This is a genomic window from Ruegeria sp. BB7, assembly GCF_056539365.1.
Map to the genome: position 1 here is coordinate 101,616 of NZ_JBQFUV010000011.1, position 15,552 is coordinate 117,167.

16 protein-coding genes are annotated in these 15,552 nt (G+C 59.6%); 7 read left to right on the forward strand and 9 right to left on the reverse strand.

The window, feature by feature from the left end; translation table 11 throughout:
• On the reverse strand, nt 1-411 hold the full coding sequence (locus ACR0D7_RS15570; protein ID WP_480679824.1) for a nuclear transport factor 2 family protein: 411 nt from the start codon (nt 409-411) through the stop codon (nt 1-3).
• A 98-nt stretch (nt 412-509) separates the two neighbouring features.
• On the opposite strand from ACR0D7_RS15570, the gene ACR0D7_RS15575 reads away from it, so the two are divergent.
• Nucleotides 510-1,157: an RluA family pseudouridine synthase gene (locus ACR0D7_RS15575; RefSeq protein ID WP_480679825.1), complete on the forward strand. Its 648-nt coding sequence runs from the start codon at nt 510-512 to the stop codon at nt 1,155-1,157.
• A gap of 2 nt (nt 1,158-1,159) precedes the next feature.
• Here the strand turns inward: ACR0D7_RS15575 and ACR0D7_RS15580 are convergent, their stop codons facing one another.
• On the reverse strand, nt 1,160-1,345 hold the full coding sequence (locus ACR0D7_RS15580; protein WP_480679826.1) for a hypothetical protein: 186 nt from the start codon (nt 1,343-1,345) through the stop codon (nt 1,160-1,162).
• Nucleotides 1,346-1,447: 102 nt separating this feature from the next.
• Here ACR0D7_RS15580 and ACR0D7_RS15585 point away from each other — a divergent pair, with 102 nt between their 5' ends.
• From ACR0D7_RS15585 to ACR0D7_RS15595, 3 genes are all read left to right on the forward strand, one after another.
• On the forward strand, nt 1,448-2,140 hold the full coding sequence (locus ACR0D7_RS15585) for a helix-turn-helix transcriptional regulator (protein ID WP_480679827.1): 693 nt from the start codon (nt 1,448-1,450) through the stop codon (nt 2,138-2,140).
• Nucleotides 2,141-2,258: 118 nt separating this feature from the next.
• The gene (locus ACR0D7_RS15590) at nt 2,259-2,930 is read left to right on the forward strand and encodes a YiaD family glycine zipper/OmpA-like lipoprotein (RefSeq protein ID WP_480679828.1); all 672 of its coding nucleotides are present in this window, start codon (nt 2,259-2,261) and stop codon (nt 2,928-2,930) included.
• Nucleotides 2,931-3,046: 116 nt separating this feature from the next.
• Complete coding sequence (locus ACR0D7_RS15595) at nt 3,047-3,589, forward strand: NADPH-dependent FMN reductase (protein WP_480679830.1); 543 nt, start codon at nt 3,047-3,049, stop codon at nt 3,587-3,589.
• A 146-nt stretch (nt 3,590-3,735) separates the two neighbouring features.
• On the opposite strand, the gene ACR0D7_RS15600 is transcribed toward ACR0D7_RS15595, so the two are convergent.
• A complete protein-coding gene (locus ACR0D7_RS15600; protein WP_480679832.1) occupies nt 3,736-4,776 on the reverse strand; it encodes an NAD(P)/FAD-dependent oxidoreductase in 1,041 nt (346 codons plus the stop codon).
• 49 nt (nt 4,777-4,825) lie between these two features.
• On the opposite strand from ACR0D7_RS15600, the gene mnmC2 reads away from it, so the two are divergent.
• A complete protein-coding gene (gene mnmC2, locus ACR0D7_RS15605) occupies nt 4,826-5,491 on the forward strand; it encodes a tRNA (5-methylaminomethyl-2-thiouridine)(34)-methyltransferase MnmC2 (RefSeq protein ID WP_480679834.1) in 666 nt (221 codons plus the stop codon).
• A complete protein-coding gene (locus ACR0D7_RS15610) occupies nt 5,488-6,357 on the forward strand; it encodes a DMT family transporter (protein ID WP_480679835.1) in 870 nt (289 codons plus the stop codon). Before mnmC2 ends, ACR0D7_RS15610 begins: the two co-directional genes overlap by 4 nt.
• On the opposite strand, the gene ACR0D7_RS15615 is transcribed toward ACR0D7_RS15610, so the two are convergent.
• Nucleotides 6,331-8,295, reverse strand: coding sequence for a lytic transglycosylase domain-containing protein (locus ACR0D7_RS15615; RefSeq protein WP_480679837.1), 1,965 nt, complete (start codon nt 8,293-8,295; stop codon nt 6,331-6,333). The genes ACR0D7_RS15610 and ACR0D7_RS15615 overlap by 27 nt on opposite strands.
• 134 nt (nt 8,296-8,429) lie before the next feature.
• On the opposite strand from ACR0D7_RS15615, the gene dapA reads away from it, so the two are divergent.
• Complete coding sequence (gene dapA, locus ACR0D7_RS15620) at nt 8,430-9,302, forward strand: 4-hydroxy-tetrahydrodipicolinate synthase (protein WP_480679838.1); 873 nt, start codon at nt 8,430-8,432, stop codon at nt 9,300-9,302.
• Between the two features lie 99 nt (nt 9,303-9,401).
• On the opposite strand, the gene ACR0D7_RS15625 is transcribed toward dapA, so the two are convergent.
• The 5 genes from ACR0D7_RS15625 to ACR0D7_RS15645 form a co-directional block, all read right to left on the reverse strand.
• On the reverse strand, nt 9,402-10,289 hold the full coding sequence (locus ACR0D7_RS15625; protein ID WP_480679840.1) for a dimethyl sulfoxide reductase anchor subunit family protein: 888 nt from the start codon (nt 10,287-10,289) through the stop codon (nt 9,402-9,404).
• On the reverse strand, nt 10,289-11,038 hold the full coding sequence (locus tag ACR0D7_RS15630) for a 4Fe-4S dicluster domain-containing protein (protein WP_480679841.1): 750 nt from the start codon (nt 11,036-11,038) through the stop codon (nt 10,289-10,291). The genes ACR0D7_RS15625 and ACR0D7_RS15630 overlap by 1 nt, the downstream gene beginning before the upstream one ends.
• The gene (locus tag ACR0D7_RS15635) at nt 11,035-13,854 is read right to left on the reverse strand and encodes a molybdopterin oxidoreductase family protein (RefSeq protein WP_480679842.1); all 2,820 of its coding nucleotides are present in this window, start codon (nt 13,852-13,854) and stop codon (nt 11,035-11,037) included. The genes ACR0D7_RS15630 and ACR0D7_RS15635 overlap by 4 nt, the downstream gene beginning before the upstream one ends.
• 90 nt (nt 13,855-13,944) lie before the next feature.
• Complete coding sequence (gene pta, locus ACR0D7_RS15640) at nt 13,945-14,952, reverse strand: phosphate acetyltransferase (protein WP_480679843.1); 1,008 nt, start codon at nt 14,950-14,952, stop codon at nt 13,945-13,947.
• A 22-nt stretch (nt 14,953-14,974) separates the two neighbouring features.
• Nucleotides 14,975-15,552 (reverse strand): thiamine pyrophosphate-dependent enzyme (locus tag ACR0D7_RS15645; protein WP_480679844.1); only part of this gene is annotated, 578 nt, incomplete at its 5' end.

The window sequence follows — 15,552 nt, forward strand, 5'->3', positions numbered from 1 at the left end:
TCAGCTTAGCGCCTTCTTGAATTCAAGGAACCGCGCGTCGGTCATTATGCGAGCCATCATTGCCTCGCGCAACGCGCCAATGGTTTTGTGGGGGCGCATGACAACCTCGAAATCTTGGATCTGCCCGTCGTCGTTCAAGGTGATCAGGTCGACACCCACGGCGTCCAGATCCCCGACCTTGCATTGGAATTCCAGCGCCCAATCCTTGCCGTCGCCCATTACACGGCGATAACGAAAGTCCGAAAATACCTGACCCACATGGCCCAGCACTGCCGCCACTGGGGCGCGCCCAGTCCAGGTGCTGTAGTAGGTCGGAGGGGAAAACCGCACATCTTCGGCCAGCAACTCGTGGATCAGGCTTTCATCGCCCTTCGCGACGATCTCTTGCATGCGTTTGATCGTGGGGTGCATCGTCTCTCCCTTTGCTTCTGTGGTGAGAGTTGCCGAACCCGCCTGTTCCGGCAAGCCCGACGTTGCGGGAGGTCGCGCGCTGCGATAGGCAGGCGCGCATGAGTGAGACCTATGATCCCCCCAAGACCCCTCTGGACGTGCTGTACGAAGATGCGCAGCTGATTGTGGTGAATAAACCCTCGGGCCTATTATCAGTGCCGGGGCGGGGCGAGCATTTGGCCGATTGCCTGCTGACACGGGTGCAGGCGGCGTTTCCGCAGGCGCTGTTGGTGCATCGGCTGGATCGGGACACGTCCGGTGTCATGGTCTTTGCCCATACGGCTCATTCGCAGCGACATCTGAGCATGCAGTTCGAGAGCCGCCAGACCCGAAAGACCTATGTGGCGCGAGTCTGGGGGCGGGTTAAGGAAAAGACGGGCACTGTTGATCTGCCGCTGATCGTGGACTGGCCCAACCGTCCCCGCCAAATGGTGTGTCATGAGACAGGTAAGCAAGCCGTCACCGACTGGCGTGTGGTCAAGCATGAGGGCGAGACAACACGCCTGCGCCTTTTCCCCAAGACCGGCCGGTCGCACCAGCTGCGGGTGCACATGCAGACGTTGGGCCACCCGATTTTGGGTGACCCTTTCTATGCCGAAGGTCCGGCGCGCGAGTTCCCCCGTCTGATGCTGCATTCTGAGGAACTGCGTCTGAAGAACCCCGAAGGTGGGGTTTCCATGAAATTCCGCGCCAAGGCGGATTTCTGATTCTAGGCCGTGCTGGTCCACAGCATTTTCAGATTGCCCAGAGAAAACCGTTTGGTCCGCTTGCGCGGGGCGCAGGGCTGACAGGCGGCCATGATCTCGCGTTCAATCTCAAAGGCACGCAGACTGTGATCCTGCGCCCAACGATCCAGTTTCAGGGTCATCATCACGTGATTGTCGAGGCTCGGCATGGGATTTCTCCTTTTGTCTGATCCCATGTTTCGCCCATCACTCCTGACACCGCGTTGTCAGGGGGGTGTGCTAGGGTGTCAGCAGATCAACCGGAGACTTTCATGCGCCGATCAACCCGCCTGTTCGAAATCATTCAGATCCTGCGCGCGGCCAAAGCACCCGTGACGGCCGAGGCGCTTGCCGAACAACTCGAAGTGTCCGCGCGTACTGTCTATCGCGATATTGCCGCATTGCAGGCCCAGCGCACCCCAATCGAAGGCGAGGCCGGAGTCGGTTACCTGATGCGCCGCGGCTATGATCTGCCGCCATTGAATTTCGATGCCGAAGAGGTCGAGGCGTTGTGGGTTGGGTTGTCGATGCTGGCGCGGACCGGTGACAGCACTTTGCAACAGGCAGCCGAGCGGGTGTGTCGCAAGATTGAGGCATTGCGCGTTCCAACTGACTGGCTGCACGTCGCCCCTTGGGGTGCACCCTTGGACGATCCGGAAAAAGGGTGCGTGCCCGTGGTGAATTATCGTGAGGCGATTCGTAACGAACGCAAAATCCGCATCACCTATGAGGATGCCAACGGCGAGCGGACGGATCGGATCGTTCGCCCAGTGGCCCTGATCTATCATATAGAATGCACCATGCTGGCAGGCTGGTGCGAATTACGGAACGGGTTCCGTCATTTCCGTACAGACCGTATTTGGGCTTGTGAACTGACCGAAGATCACTTTTGCGGGCAGGGGCAAGCGCTGCGCGCGATCTGGCAGGAACAGAACAGTTTAGATGCGCCGACGCGGGTCTCCTAAGCGGCGGGTATTCGCCTATTTCACCGGATTGTTGCTTGAGCCCCTCTGCGGGCGCAGTGATATACTGCACCAAACAATATGCGCCCGGTGAACGGGTGCCGGAGCAGAAGGTAATATCATGACGATTTCCAAATTTGTTTTGTCTACGGGGTTGTGCTCGGGGCTGCTTCTGGCCGCTTGTACGGATCCGGGTACACTGAACCTGCCTGCGGACCCCAATCAAAACACCAAACAGGGCGCACTTTTGGGCGGTTTGGTCGGTGCCGGTGTGGGGGCAATTGCAAATGATTCCGACCCGCTTCTGGGTGCGTTGGCCGGTGGTGCCATCGGTGCGGCCGGGGGTGGCTTGATTGGCAACCAGCTGGACCAGCAGGCGGCAGAGCTGCGTCAGCAGTTGGCCAATGATGGTATTACCGTCACCAATGCTGGCGATCGTCTGATCGTTACTGTGCCAAACGATATCTCTTTTAACACCGACAGCGCGACCGTGCGCCCGGCACTGCGGGCAGATCTGGTGCGCGTGGGTCAAAACCTGACTCGGTACCCCAACTCTAGCGTTCAGGTCATTGGTCATACCGATAGCGATGGTGAGGCGTCTTATAATCAGGCCCTTTCCGAGCGCCGTGCCCGGTCTGTTGCGGATATTCTGCAGGCTAACGGTGTAAATGGTGCCCGAATGTCGACGATTGGTCTGGGTGAAAACCGACCAGCCGCCTCGAACCTTACGCCAGAGGGCAAGGCCCGGAACCGCCGGGTCGATATCGAGGTTATCCCCAACAGTCGCACATAGTTTATCGGGGGCGCCTTCAGGTGCCCCTTTTTCGCACAGTGACTGCGCGTCACTTGGCCTTTGGCAAGCCTGCCGCTTGGGCTAGCTATTGGGAAACACCTTAGCGGAGTTACCCGATGTCCGAACCGATCCTGCTGAGCCTTTCAGGCTCTCTTCGCCAAAGCGCGACCAACCGCAAATTGTTGCGAGAGGCAGCGCGGCTGTTCGACCCCGGCACCCATATTGAAGCCGATCTGAATCTGCCGCTCTACGATGGTGATCTGGAGAATGGTGAGGGCATCCCCGTATCAGTGCAAACCTTGTCCGATCAGATCGCGCAGGCTCATGCGGTGATCATCTCGACGCCCGAATACAACAAAGGCCCGTCTGGTGTTTTGAAGAACGCTCTGGATTGGGTCAGCCGGACTGAAGGGCGCCCATGGGCTGACAAACCTGTGGCCGTGATGTCAGCGGCAGCAGGCCGTGCGGGGGGAGAACGCGCGCAGATGGTATTGCGTAGCTATATGGTGCCGTTCCAGCCGCGCATTCTGCAGGGGCCGGAAATTCACTTGGCCAACAGTTCGAATGAGTTCGACGAGCAGGGAAAACTGACCAGCGACCGCTATGAAAGCAGCTTGCGGACCCTGATGCAGAAACTGCGATCCGAGGCAGGCTTCTAGCGCTTGTTCCTATAGGACTGGCTGTCGTGCCCACCATGGCAGAAGCAATTCAGACCGATGAAAAGGGTCCGCGCGCCTCTGATGTATTTCGAAACGGCCATTCTGTGCTGGAACAGCCGCGTATGATGGCAGATGCGGTCTTGCGATCAGAGTGACGCTTCGGGTCGGAAATCGTCGGGGATTGCGTCGCGCCCCTCCAGAACCAGATCAGCCATGACCTCGGCCACTTTGGGGGCCATACCAAAACCGATCTTGAAGCCTCCGTTGGCGATGAACTGCCCTTTGTGCAAAGGATGGCCCCCCAGCATCGGGGCGCGGCTCTTGCTGCGGGGGCGTACACCGGCCCAACGCTCGATAACCTCGGCCCCATGCAGCAGCGGTACCGCCTTTGTGGCGCGGTCCAGCACATCGTCCAGCGCAGCGTCGGTGCTGGTTGAATCGTCATAGTCGCGTTCCGAAGTGGACCCGACCGCCAGCGTACCGTCCTCATGGGGTACGATATGGATCGCATCGGCAAACAACTGTGGAACCTCGCCCGCGTCGAACCGCAGCAGCGCCGCCTGACCCTTGACGCCATTGCCCACTGTTTTTCCAAAAGCCGCGCTCAATTCCTGTAAACCTGCAAGCCCCGTGGCGTGGATGACCAGCCCTTGGTCGGGTGCCTCCGAAACCACTTCGACGCCCATCACCGCAAGGGCCGAGACCAACGCGGCGCAGGCGCGACGGGGATGCATGCGCGCGCTCAGCGTATCATGGATCACGAAGCCGGTCGGGCTGGGGGGGCACCACGAACCAATTGCGTCAGTCTCGACCACCCGCCATTCGGCGCGGCCCTGCCACAGCTCGGCTGCAGTGATCGCGCGGGCATGGGCAAGCTCTAGCGTGCGGGCATCGGCGACAGGTTGCAACCGGCCCAACCGGGCATATCCGGGGGACACGCCGCCAGTGGCTTCGACCTGTGCCCAGAACGGCTCGGCCATGATCAGGCTGTCAAACTGAAAGGCCTTCTTTGCGTTCCAGTTCTCGGGGACGTGCGGGGCCAGCGCCCCGACCAGCCCTCCGCTGGACCCGGCGCCGGGGCCAAATGGGTCAATGACCTGCACTTTTGCGCCGCGACGGGCGCAGGTCCATGCGATGGACAGGCCAAAGATACCCGCGCCGCGCACCGTTACATCGACCATTGCCATTCCCCTTTGCATTGTTCAGTGTCGCGTCGCTTAGCTACAGGATTCCCCGATGGCAGACCAGCGCGCCGAATTGACATGGACTGAGGATCAGATCCCGGTCTCGGACCGTTTCGACGATCCCTATTACTCGTTGCAAAACGGGTTGGAGGAAACGTGCCACGTATTTCTTGCGGGCAATGATCTGCCCGCACGATTCGCGCCGGGGTTTCGCATCGCCGAACTGGGCTTTGGCACCGGTCTGAACATGCTGACCGCCTGGTCCGAATGGGAAAAGGCAGGCCAGACCACGCCGTTGACCTTTACCAGTTTCGAGGCTTTCCCGATGGAACCCGACGAGATGGCCCGCGCGCTTGCAGCCTTCCCTGAGCTTGCGGCTTGGAGTCATCGTTTCCTTGACCAGTGGCAGGGTGGCCGCTGCGATCTGGGCACCTTGCATCTTGAGGTGGTCGAGGGCGATGCACGCCAGACTTTGCCTGTGTGGAAGGCTGAGGCTGATGCGTGGTTTCTGGACGGGTTTTCTCCCGCCAAGAACCCCGAGCTGTGGGGTGCGGATCTGATGCAGCAGGTGGCCGACCATACGGCCCACGGTGGCAGCGCGGCGACTTATACGGCTGCTGGGTTCGTACGCCGCGGGCTGGAAGACGCGGGCTTTACGGTGACGCGCACCCCCGGCTACGGTCGCAAGCGTCATATGACCCGGGCGGTCCGGAAATGACGCAGCAGAACAATTCACGCGCGGGCATCGCGCTGATGATTGCGGCGACGGTTGTGTTTGCCTTGCAGGACGGTATTTCGCGCCATCTGGCCGGAACTTATAACACCTACATGGTCGTGATGATCCGCTATTGGTTCTTTGCGGCCTTTGTCATCGCCTTGGCTGCCCGCGCGCCGGGTGGATTAAAGGCTGCAACACACACAAGCCAGCTGGGATTGCAGGTGTTTCGCGGCGTCCTACTGGCAGGTGAGATATGTGTCGCTGTATTCGGCTTTACGGTTCTCGGCCTAATCGACAGTATGGCCGTCTTCATCTGCTATCCTTTGTTGGTCGCTGCGCTCAGCGGGCCAGTGCTGGGTGAAAAGGTCGGGTGGCGGCGTTGGGCAGCGATTGGCGTTGGCTGTATCGGGGTTCTGATTATCCTGCAACCGGGTGTGGGCGTGTTTAATCCGTGGGCGGTCATCCCACTGATTTCTGCGCTGATGTTCGCGGTCTACGGGTTGCTGACCCGGTATGTGGCACGCGAGGATAGCGCCGCTACCAGCTTCTTCTGGACCGGGATCGCCGGTGCGGTGGCGATGACGGTGGTGGGTATGTGGTTTTGGGAACCTATGGCGCAAGGCGATTGGCTGTGGATGGCACTGCTGTGCGTCAGTGGTGTGAGCGGCCATTGGCTGCTGATCAAATGCTATGAAATGGCCGAAGCAAGTGCTGTGCAGCCGTTTGCTTATTTCCACTTGGTCTGGGCCGCCATCCTCGGCATCACGATCTTTGGCGAGTCACTGCGACCCGAGGTCGTTTCGGGCGCAGCTTTGGTCGTGGCTGCCGGGCTGTTCACCCTATGGCGCGAAAGACGCCAGGGTTGAACCGACAAGCTCTTGCGAGAATGAGATAGGCAGCGCTGGCTGACCTAGGCGTGCGCGATAGACTGGCAGGCTTTCAGCGACCCGCATTACATAGTTGCGGGTCTCGCTAAACGGGATCATCTCGATCCAGTCGACCACGTCGATCTCACCGGCGCGCGGGTCACCATAGCGTTCCATCCATGAGATTGGACGGCGCGGCCCGGCGTTGTAGCCCGCTGCCATCATCACCACATTGCCGTTGAAATCAGCAGAAAGCCCAGACAGGTAATTCGCGCCCAGCTTGGCGTTGTACTTCCAATCCGACGTCAGATTGACTGTCTTGTGCCCACTGAGAATGCCAAGCTCTTTCGCCACCAGTTGCGCGGTGGCAGGCATTACCTGCATCAACCCGCGCGCGCCTGCGCCGCTGATGACCACCGGGTCAAACTCACTTTCGCGACGGGCGATGGCCAGCGTCATTTCCTTCGCCATCGGAAGGCCGATATCGGCCACTGGATGCACCGGGTAATAGGCAGCGGGCAGAACGATGCCGGTTTTGGCGGCCCGTTTGGCGATCATCACGGCCAGATGCGGCTCTTTCAGTTCGATCACCAAGTCGCCCAGTTGTGTGGCCTGAACCTGATCCAACTCTTCAACCAGATGGGTCAGAAAGCGTTCTGACAGGTTGTCTTCTCCTGCGCGCAGCAGCAACAAACCGGCCTCCAACACGCTGGAATCCGCAAATTCAGCCTGCTTCCAATGCGGCGCTCGACGGGGGTTGGCCAGTTCATTGTCAAAGGGCCTCCCGATTCGTTCGGCCGCCAGCAAACCATAGAACGAGGTCTGATGATCAGCACCCATCGCGTAAGCCGCATAGGCTTTGTCAGCGTCCCCCTGCGCCGCGTAGGCTCGACCCAGCCAATATCCTGCGCGACCTTTCGAGATCGGTGATTGCACTGCGTCCGAGAAATTCTGGAAATGCCGAACCGCCGTTGTCGGGTCATTCAGTTTCCGTAAGGCGAGAAATCCGGCCAGCCACTCAAGATCCGCGTAGGCATAACCCATTTCGGGGGTCATGTAGTGGTTCGCCGCGATCTTATAAGCCCGGTTTGCACTACCATTGCGCATCTCAAGACGCGCCAGTCGACGGCGGCCCTCGGCCCATTTGTCAGGTTCACCCAAGGCGTCAGGACCGGTCGAGCGCGCCAGCATCAGGTCAATTGCGCTGTCGTCCAGTTCTTTCTTGTCGCGCCAGACAAATCGGTCAAAGGCCAGCCCCGGTGAGTCGGCTACCGATTTCGGAACCGCAGCGACTTTACTATCCACACCAGGTTGCCGTTTTTGCAAGGCGATCCGCGCCTCGGCCAGCTTGCGCTGATCTGCACTGACCAGTGACAGCATCTGCCCGGCGCTGACCAGATGGTTGTCCCACAGCATCCGGTCCAGTCTTGCCGCGTGGTGCGGCTTCAGCAACTTGCCGAAATTTTCTAGGTAATCCTTTTGCAGGCCCTTCCCCATCGGCATGGTGCGCCAAGCGGCTACAATATCGGCCTCGGCATCGCCCTGACGACCTTTTGCCTTTAACGCAACGGCATAGTTCAGAGCGCCTTCCGCTGTTTGCGGCGGGTTGTCGGCATAGAATTTCAGCACCCGGTCAGGATCGGCCCCGGTAAAGGCTGGCTCACTCTTGCGCCGCAGCCAGGCCAGTCCTGGCCAATCCGGGCGGCGATCCAGAAACACCAGCACATCGCCCGAGCTGCCAAAGCCCTCGCGCAACCAGTGCCAGACGATGATATCGCGGGATACTGATCCGCGTGCGCCCGACACCTGCAGGGCTGCATTCCAGTCACCCTTGCGCATCTCGTTCATCCCGGCGCGCAGATCACCGACCGAGTCGGCCCGTGCCTGCCCGATTGACCCAAGAATCATTGCTATCAAAAGCGTCAGAACGCGTGTCATGCCTTGCATTTCCCAACCAACCAAGGATAGATCCATTTAGGATAAACCTTGCGCCCACGGTATCAACTCACAACGCCATGATTGTGACGATCCTTGGGCACAAAAAACACAAACTGCACTCTAAGGAGCGTGTCATGTTCAAAGGCTCAATGCCAGCCCTCGTCACCCCGTTCAGCAACGGCGAGTTGGACCTGAAGACGCTCAAACACTTGGTGGAATGGCAGATTCAGGAAGGCTCGACCGGGCTGGTTCCCGTCGGTACCACCGGCGAAAGCCCGACGCTCAGCCATGAAGAGCATGAAACTGTCGTGGAAGAGGTGGTCAAAGCTGCTGCCGGCCGTGTTCCGGTAATTGCGGGGGCAGGTTCGAACAACACGGTTGAGGCGATCCGCTTTGTGCGATTCGCAGAACGAATTGGCGCGGACGCGGCGCTGGTGGTGACGCCTTACTACAACAAGCCAACTCAAAAAGGTTTGATCACGCATTTTCGCGCGCTTCATGACTGCGCGGATATCCCGATTGTCATCTACAATATTCCTGGTCGTTCGGTTGTCGACATGACTCCTGAAACTATGGGTGAACTGGCGCAATTGCCTCGCATCATTGGCGTCAAGGATGCCACTGGCGATTTGGCTCGCGTCAGCCAGCAACGTGCCTCTTGCGGGCCCGATTTTTGCCAACTGTCTGGTGAGGATGCCACCGCGCTGGGCTTTAATGCGCATGGTGGTGTTGGGTGTATCTCGGTTACTGCAAACGTGGCACCGAAGCTCTGCGCCGAATTCCAGCAGGCCACGCTGAACGGTGACTATGCTAAAGCGCTGGAGTATCAGGACCGCCTGATGCCTCTGCACGAGGCGATCTTTATCGAACCGGGATTGGTCGGTGCAAAATACGCGCTCAGCAAATTGGGTCTGTGCAGCGAAGAGGTACGTTCGCCCCTGACGCTGCTGGAAGACAGCACCAAGGTTGCCATCGACGCTGCAATGGTGCATGCTGGCCTGCTTTAACCCAATTTTGTTTTTGGCCGGATCCGCATTTCATCTGGCCAAAAATATCTCGGGGGAGGAATTGGTCTGAAAGGCCAAGGAGGGGGCTGGCCCCCTCTCTCAACGTTTGCCGTAATACAACCCGACCACGTGTTCCGCCTGGGCGAAAAACAGCCAGCGTGAAACCACGACGCCGGTCAGATGCGACAGCACGGCCAGCAGTGCAAAGATATGTTTGATCACAACCCCGGAAACCGGGATCAGGATCAGCAACAAGGGCAACACAAACGCCAGGCCAAATGAGATTACCCGCAATTTCTGCGCGTGCTTGCGACCAACGATATGGACGAATTCACGCAGCAGATAGTTGGTTCCTGTATGCGGCGGTTCAAAAGCGCGGACGGTGCCTCGTCCGCCCAGCCCGGTTGCTGTGCCCAGATTGGTGCCAGATCGGGTCAACGCGCCGTCGCCTTTAGCCCAATAAGCAAGCTGAATCCCACCAGCAATGGCCAGCAACCACGGGGCCAGAGCTTCGGCTCCGGACAAAAGCGCCCCACCAGCCAGGCTGAACGACAGGAACATCGCTGGCGTCAGGTTCATGTTCCAGCGCGGGATGGTCTTGAGCTGTGTGTAGATCATCGAAGTGGTAAACACGGTGGCAAGGCTGAGGATCGCGCCGATCCAGCCCAAAACTGTCCAGTGGCTGCCTAGGAACACTGCACCAAGCGCGTAAAGCCCCATGAGGACCAGCGCAGCAACGGCACAGACCCCTTCGCGGCTGAGCCAGCTGGACTTCCATTGACTAAAGGCCTTCCAGGCGCGCTCCGGGTGGCCCAAGTGAAAGGTTGAGGCCAGCAGACCGCCCACTGCCAGCGCAAAGGCGATGAGGTAGAAAACAAACGCGACGAATCCCGTTACCGCAGGTTGGCCGAGGCCAAGGAAAAACAACAACCCGAAACCCAGGCCAGAAAAGGTCGTGAAGATGATGACAGAAGGGGCTGGGTGCATCAGAGCTTCTCCAGAGTTTTGTCGAGCCAGCCGAGGAAGCCTTTGGGCTCTTCGGCGACCGGGGCCAGCAGGGGGGCCAGAATGTCGATTTGGTCTTCGATTTGATCCTTGGGCCGCGGCGGCAGGTATTTGTTGACGGGTTTGGTGCCCATTTCGGGCATCAGGTCCATGCCTTCGCGTTCGGTGACCAGTCTACTGACATCGCTGTCGGGGTCGCCGAGGTCTCCGAAATGACGCGCACCGGCGGGACAGGTTCGTACGCAAGAAGGGACGCGGTCCACCTCGGGCAGGTTTTCATTATAGATACGGTCGACGCAGAGGGTGCATTTTTTCATTACTCCCTCGGCAGCATCCAGTTCCCGCGCGCCATAGGGGCAGGACCAGGCGCACAGGCCGCATCCGATGCAGTCGCTTTCGTTGACCAGAACAATCCCGTCCTCGGCCCGCTTGTAGCTAGCTCCGGTGGGGCAGACGGTAACGCAGGGCGCATCCTCGCAGTGCAGGCAGGATTTGGGAAAGTGGATCAGCTGGGCGTGCCCTTCGGCAGGCGTGACCTCGTAGGAATGCACACGGTTCAGGAACGTACCCGAGGGGTTGCCGCCATAGGCGTCCTGATCCGAAAGCGGCGCGCCGTAGTTTTCGGTGTTCCAACCTTTGCATGAGATCACGCAGGCGTGGCAGCCAACACAGGTATCGAGGTCTATAACCAGACCCATTTTGCGGTCGGTGGATTGAGGGAGCTGGGTCATTTGCCTACCTTCCACGCCAGATCTTTCGGGCCAGTGCCTACTGGTGATTTGATCGGTTTGAATTCGGGCTGACTTTCCGCATCATTCGGGGCCTCGGCCTTCTCGATTTTCACCTTTAGGTCGAACCATGCGGCCTGTCCGGTGATCGGGTCCGAATTGGCCCAGCGTTGCCCGTCCCCTTTTGGCGGCAGCAGTTCGTGGATCAGATGGTTCAAGAGGAAGCCCTTGGTCGCCTCGGGTGCATCCTCTTGCAGCGCCCAAGCGCCTTTGCGTTTGCCGATGGCGTTCCAAGTCCAGACGGTGTTTTCGTTCAGGGCGGCCATCTCCATCACCGGCACGGTGATTTCCCCGTGCGGAGAGCTGACCTTTGCCCAATCGCCATCCTGCAGCCCGTGTTCTCGCATCAGTTTGGTCGGGACATACAACGGGTTGCGCCCGTGCAACTGGCGTAACCACGCGTTCTGGGTGCCCCAGCTGTGATACATCGCCATTGGGCGTTGGGTCAGGGCGTTGACGGTGAAGCCCTCGTTGCCCTGCTGGTCGGTTTCGTACCAGATCGGCAGCGGGTCCATCGTGTCTTTAATCCGCTGGCGCAAATGCTCGGGCGGTTGTCGGTCTCCGTGGCCTTCGGCCGCCAGTTGGAATTTGCGCATCGGTTCCGAGTAGAGCTGGAACAGGTAGGGCTGCGGGCTGTCATAGATACCCATCGCCACGGCCCAGTCCTGATAAGCGGTATTCCACGGTTTGTAGTAATCTGCTCCCTCGGGGATATGCGCTACGTAGAAGCCGCCATTTTCGATGTAGCGGTTGAGCTGGTCGGGGTTAACCTCTCCGCGGCCTTCTTTTTCGCCATTTTCACCACGGAACCCGGCCAGCGGGCCGATACCCGGCTTGCGCTGGTGGTTGACGATGTAGTCGGCGTAATCCTTCCACTTGGGCGTGCCATCTTCATTGGTGAAGCCCGGCAGGCTCATGCGGTTGGCGAGTTCGATCAGCACAGACTGGAATCCGCGTACGTCGCGGTCGGGTTCGACCACCGGCCAACGGATGGCGTCCGCGGCGGCGTCGGCCTCACAGATCGGACGGTCGAGCAGCGAGATACAGTCGTGCCGTTCCAGATAGGTCGTATCAGGCAAGATCAGGTCGGCATAGGCGACCATTTCCGAGGAATAAGCATCCGAGTAGATGATCTTGGGAATGACGTATTTGCCGTCAGCATTCTTGGCCGTCAGCATCTCCATCACACCTTTGGTGTTCATGGATGAGTTCCACGACATGTTCGCCATGTACATGAACAGCGTGTCGATCTTGTAGGGATCGCCCGCAGCGGCGTTCGAGATCACCATATGCATCAGCCCGTGGGATGACATCGGGTTTTCCCAGGTGAAGGCTTTGTCGATACGCTGCGCTGTGCCGCAATCATCCAGTAGCAGGTCTTCAGGTCCGCGTGGGAATCCCAGATGCGGGCCTTCCAGCGGGCGGCCGGGGCGGCGGTCTCCATGCGGTGTAGGATGCGCTTCTACTGGTTTGGGGTAGGGTGGTTTGAAGCGGAAGCCGCCGGGGACCTCAACCGTACCCAACAGGATTTGCAGCACATGCAGCGCGCGGCAGGTCTGGAAACCGTTGGCATGGGCCGAGATGCCGCGCATGGCGTGGAAGCTGACCGGGCGGCCTGTCATTTTGGTGTGCCTCTCGCCCCGGAAATCTGTCCATTCGTGGTCCAGCTCGATGGCTTCGTCAAAGGCGACACGGGCGATTTCTGTAGCTATGGCGCGGATGCGTTTGGCAGGAATTCCACAGCGTTCGGCCACTGCCTCGGGGGCGTGCTCGTCTGACAAGTATTTATCGGCCATCAGGTGAAAGACCGGGCGGTGGGTAACGCCGTCTTTTTCGTAAGTGGCTGACAAGTCTGGGCGAACGCCGGGTTTGTCGAATGCGGTGGGCTCACCCGTGCCGCAGTCGATGACCAGAGGCTTTCCATCGGCGTCGCGCAGGAACAGGCCCTTTTCCGGGCCTTCGGTGGCGTTCACCAGAACCGGCGCGTTAGTATAGCGGCTAAGGTAATCGAGGTCGATCTTGCCCGCCTTCATCAGCACATGAATCAGCGACAGGATGAACAGCCCATCGGTGCCGGGCGTGATCCCGACCCAGTCATCCGCGACAGCGTTATAGCCAGAGCGGATCGGGTTCACTCCAATCACCCGCGCACCGCGCTTTTTGATCTTGCCGATGCCCATCTTGATTGGATTGCTGTCGTGGTCCTCGGCCACGCCAAACAGCATGAAAAGCTTGGTATGCTCCCAATCCGGCTGGCCGAACTCCCAGAACGCGCCGCCCATGGTATAGATGCCGCCCGCTGCCATGTTGACCGAGCAGAACCCGCCATGCGCCGCATAGTTCGGGGTGCCGAAATTCTGCGCCCAGAACGAAGTGAAGCTCTGGCTCTGATCACGGCCGGTGAAAAAGGCCAGCTTCTGAGGGGCGGTTTCGTGCAGCTCATTCAGCCAGCCAACGGCGGTACTGATGGCCTCATCCCATTCGATCTCGCGGAACTCACCGGACCCGCGCGGGCCGACCCGGCGTAGCGGTTTACGCAGCCGCGAGGGGGCGTTGACCTGCATGATACCGGCTGAGCCCTTGGCGCAGAGAACGCCCTTGTTCACTGGGTGATCTCGGTTGCCTTCGATATACGCAACCTTGCCGTCTTTCATGTGGACGTTGATGCCACAGCGGCAGGCGCACATGTAGCAGGTGGTCTTGCGGATCTCGTCCGAGACTTTCGGTGACGTGTCGAGGATCGGCTGCTGATGGGTCATTGGCGGGTCCTGTCGGTTATCTAGGGAGGACTTTGTCACTTTCCTCTTGATTTGAGAACATCGTTCTTACGCCGATGCTTACTTTGAGTTTTACGTTCCGTTTGCTTGTAGCGCGGTCACGGCGATCATCTGTGTCACATCCTCGGCGCTGCAGCCGCGGGACAGGTCATTGGCGGGTTGCGCCAGCCCTTGCAGGACAGGGCCGATGGCGGAATAACCGCCCAGCCGTTGGGTGATCTTGTAGCCGATATTGCCCGCGTCGAGATTGGGGAAGATCATCACGTTGGCCTGTCCGGCCACCGAAGATCCGGGGGATTTGCGATCCCCGACCGACGGCACAAAAGCGGCATCGAATTGCAGTTCGCCATCGACCTGCAGCTCAGGTGCGCCCTGACGCAGCGCTTCAGTGGCTTCAATCACCTTGTCGACATCCGGGTGCTTGGCGCTGCCCTTGGTTGAAAAGCTGAGCATCGCGATTTTCGGATCGACCTGCAGCAGCGCTCGGGCCGACGCGGCCGAGGCAATCGCGATCTTGCTCAACTCGGTTGCGGTGGGATTGATGACCAGCCCGCAATCGGAATACAGCATCGCGCGTGCGCCGGGCTGGGCGTTTTCAGGCGGATACATCAGGAAAAAGGACGATACCATTCCCGCATCGGGGGCCATGCCGATCACCTGGATGGCCGCGCGGACAATGTCGCCGGTTGTGTAAACCGCGCCGCCAACTGTGCCGGTAGCACGTCCGCTGCGAACAAGCATGGCCGCGTAGACAGGCGGTGTCTCAACAGCAGCTCGCGCTTTGTCTTGATCAACGCCCTTATGCTGGCGCAGTTCGAAAAAGGTCTGGGCAAATTCCTCGGTCAGATCCGAGGTTGCAGGGTCATGGACCGCAATGCCTTTGGTTGGAGCGGCCCCGTGATTGCTCAGGGCGGCTTCAATATCGGCTTGAGGTCCGATCAGAATAATGTCGGCCAGATCGGCTTTGTGGGCGGCTAGCGCCCCCGCGACAACGCGGGGATCACTGCCTTCGCTGAGTGAAATTACAGGTCGGGTGGCCGGGGCGTTTTTGCGCAACAGCTCAATCGGTGTCAGGGTCATACGCTCCGGCCTTATCCTGAAATCACACAGCCTGCGGTTTCATATCGTCTTCAGAGACGCCAGCGACGGCGACGGGTTTTTTCATTGCATCGCGGCGGAAGGGCTCACCCAGTTCCTGGTTGATCAGGGCCTCGATCAGGGTGGTGATGCCGTTCTTCTGGTCCTCGATCGCCTGGTTCAGCGCCGCTGTCAGTTCGTCCTGAGTGCGGGCGACCACACCTTTCAGACCACAGGCCTGCGCGATACCGGCGTAAGACACTTTGGTGTCCAGCTCGGTGCCGACGAAGTTGTCGTCGAACCACAGGGTCGAGTTCCGCTTTTCCGCACCCCACTGGTAGTTGCGGAACACGATCTGGGTCACGGCGGGCCATTCCTCGCGGCCGATCGCTGTCAGTTCGTTCACCGCGATGCCAAAGGCACCGTCACCGGCAAAGCCGACAACCGGAACATCGGGCTGGCCGATCTTGGCGCCAACGATGGCGGGCAGACCGTAACCACAGGGGCCGAACAGGCCGGGGGCCAGATACTTGCGGCCTTCCTCAAACGCCGGATAGGCGTTGCCGATGGCGCAGTTGTTGCCGATGTCGGACGAGATGATCG

Excerpts from the sequence above, each read along its gene's own strand:
- ACR0D7_RS15635 (WP_480679842.1), bottom strand. The coding sequence starts at position 13,854 with ATGACCCATCAGCAGCCGATCCTCGACACGTCACCGAAAGTCTCGGAC.
- ACR0D7_RS15585 (WP_480679827.1), top strand. The coding sequence starts at position 1,448 with ATGCGCCGATCAACCCGCCTGTTCGAAATCATTCAGATCCTGCGCGCG.
- mnmC2 (WP_480679834.1), top strand. The coding sequence starts at position 4,826 with ATGGCAGACCAGCGCGCCGAATTGACATGGACTGAGGATCAGATCCCG.
- ACR0D7_RS15580 (WP_480679826.1), bottom strand. The coding sequence starts at position 1,345 with ATGCCGAGCCTCGACAATCACGTGATGATGACCCTGAAACTGGATCGT.
- ACR0D7_RS15630 (WP_480679841.1), bottom strand. The coding sequence starts at position 11,038 with ATGACCCAGCTCCCTCAATCCACCGACCGCAAAATGGGTCTGGTTATA.
- ACR0D7_RS15590 (WP_480679828.1), top strand. The coding sequence starts at position 2,259 with ATGACGATTTCCAAATTTGTTTTGTCTACGGGGTTGTGCTCGGGGCTG.
- ACR0D7_RS15600 (WP_480679832.1), bottom strand. The coding sequence starts at position 4,776 with ATGGCAATGGTCGATGTAACGGTGCGCGGCGCGGGTATCTTTGGCCTG.
- ACR0D7_RS15570 (WP_480679824.1), bottom strand. The coding sequence starts at position 411 with ATGCACCCCACGATCAAACGCATGCAAGAGATCGTCGCGAAGGGCGAT.
- ACR0D7_RS15575 (WP_480679825.1), top strand. The coding sequence starts at position 510 with ATGAGTGAGACCTATGATCCCCCCAAGACCCCTCTGGACGTGCTGTAC.
- dapA (WP_480679838.1), top strand. The coding sequence starts at position 8,430 with ATGTTCAAAGGCTCAATGCCAGCCCTCGTCACCCCGTTCAGCAACGGC.
- ACR0D7_RS15610 (WP_480679835.1), top strand. The coding sequence starts at position 5,488 with ATGACGCAGCAGAACAATTCACGCGCGGGCATCGCGCTGATGATTGCG.
- pta (WP_480679843.1), bottom strand. The coding sequence starts at position 14,952 with ATGACCCTGACACCGATTGAGCTGTTGCGCAAAAACGCCCCGGCCACC.
- ACR0D7_RS15625 (WP_480679840.1), bottom strand. The coding sequence starts at position 10,289 with ATGCACCCAGCCCCTTCTGTCATCATCTTCACGACCTTTTCTGGCCTG.
- ACR0D7_RS15615 (WP_480679837.1), bottom strand. The coding sequence starts at position 8,295 with ATGACACGCGTTCTGACGCTTTTGATAGCAATGATTCTTGGGTCAATC.
- ACR0D7_RS15595 (WP_480679830.1), top strand. The coding sequence starts at position 3,047 with ATGTCCGAACCGATCCTGCTGAGCCTTTCAGGCTCTCTTCGCCAAAGC.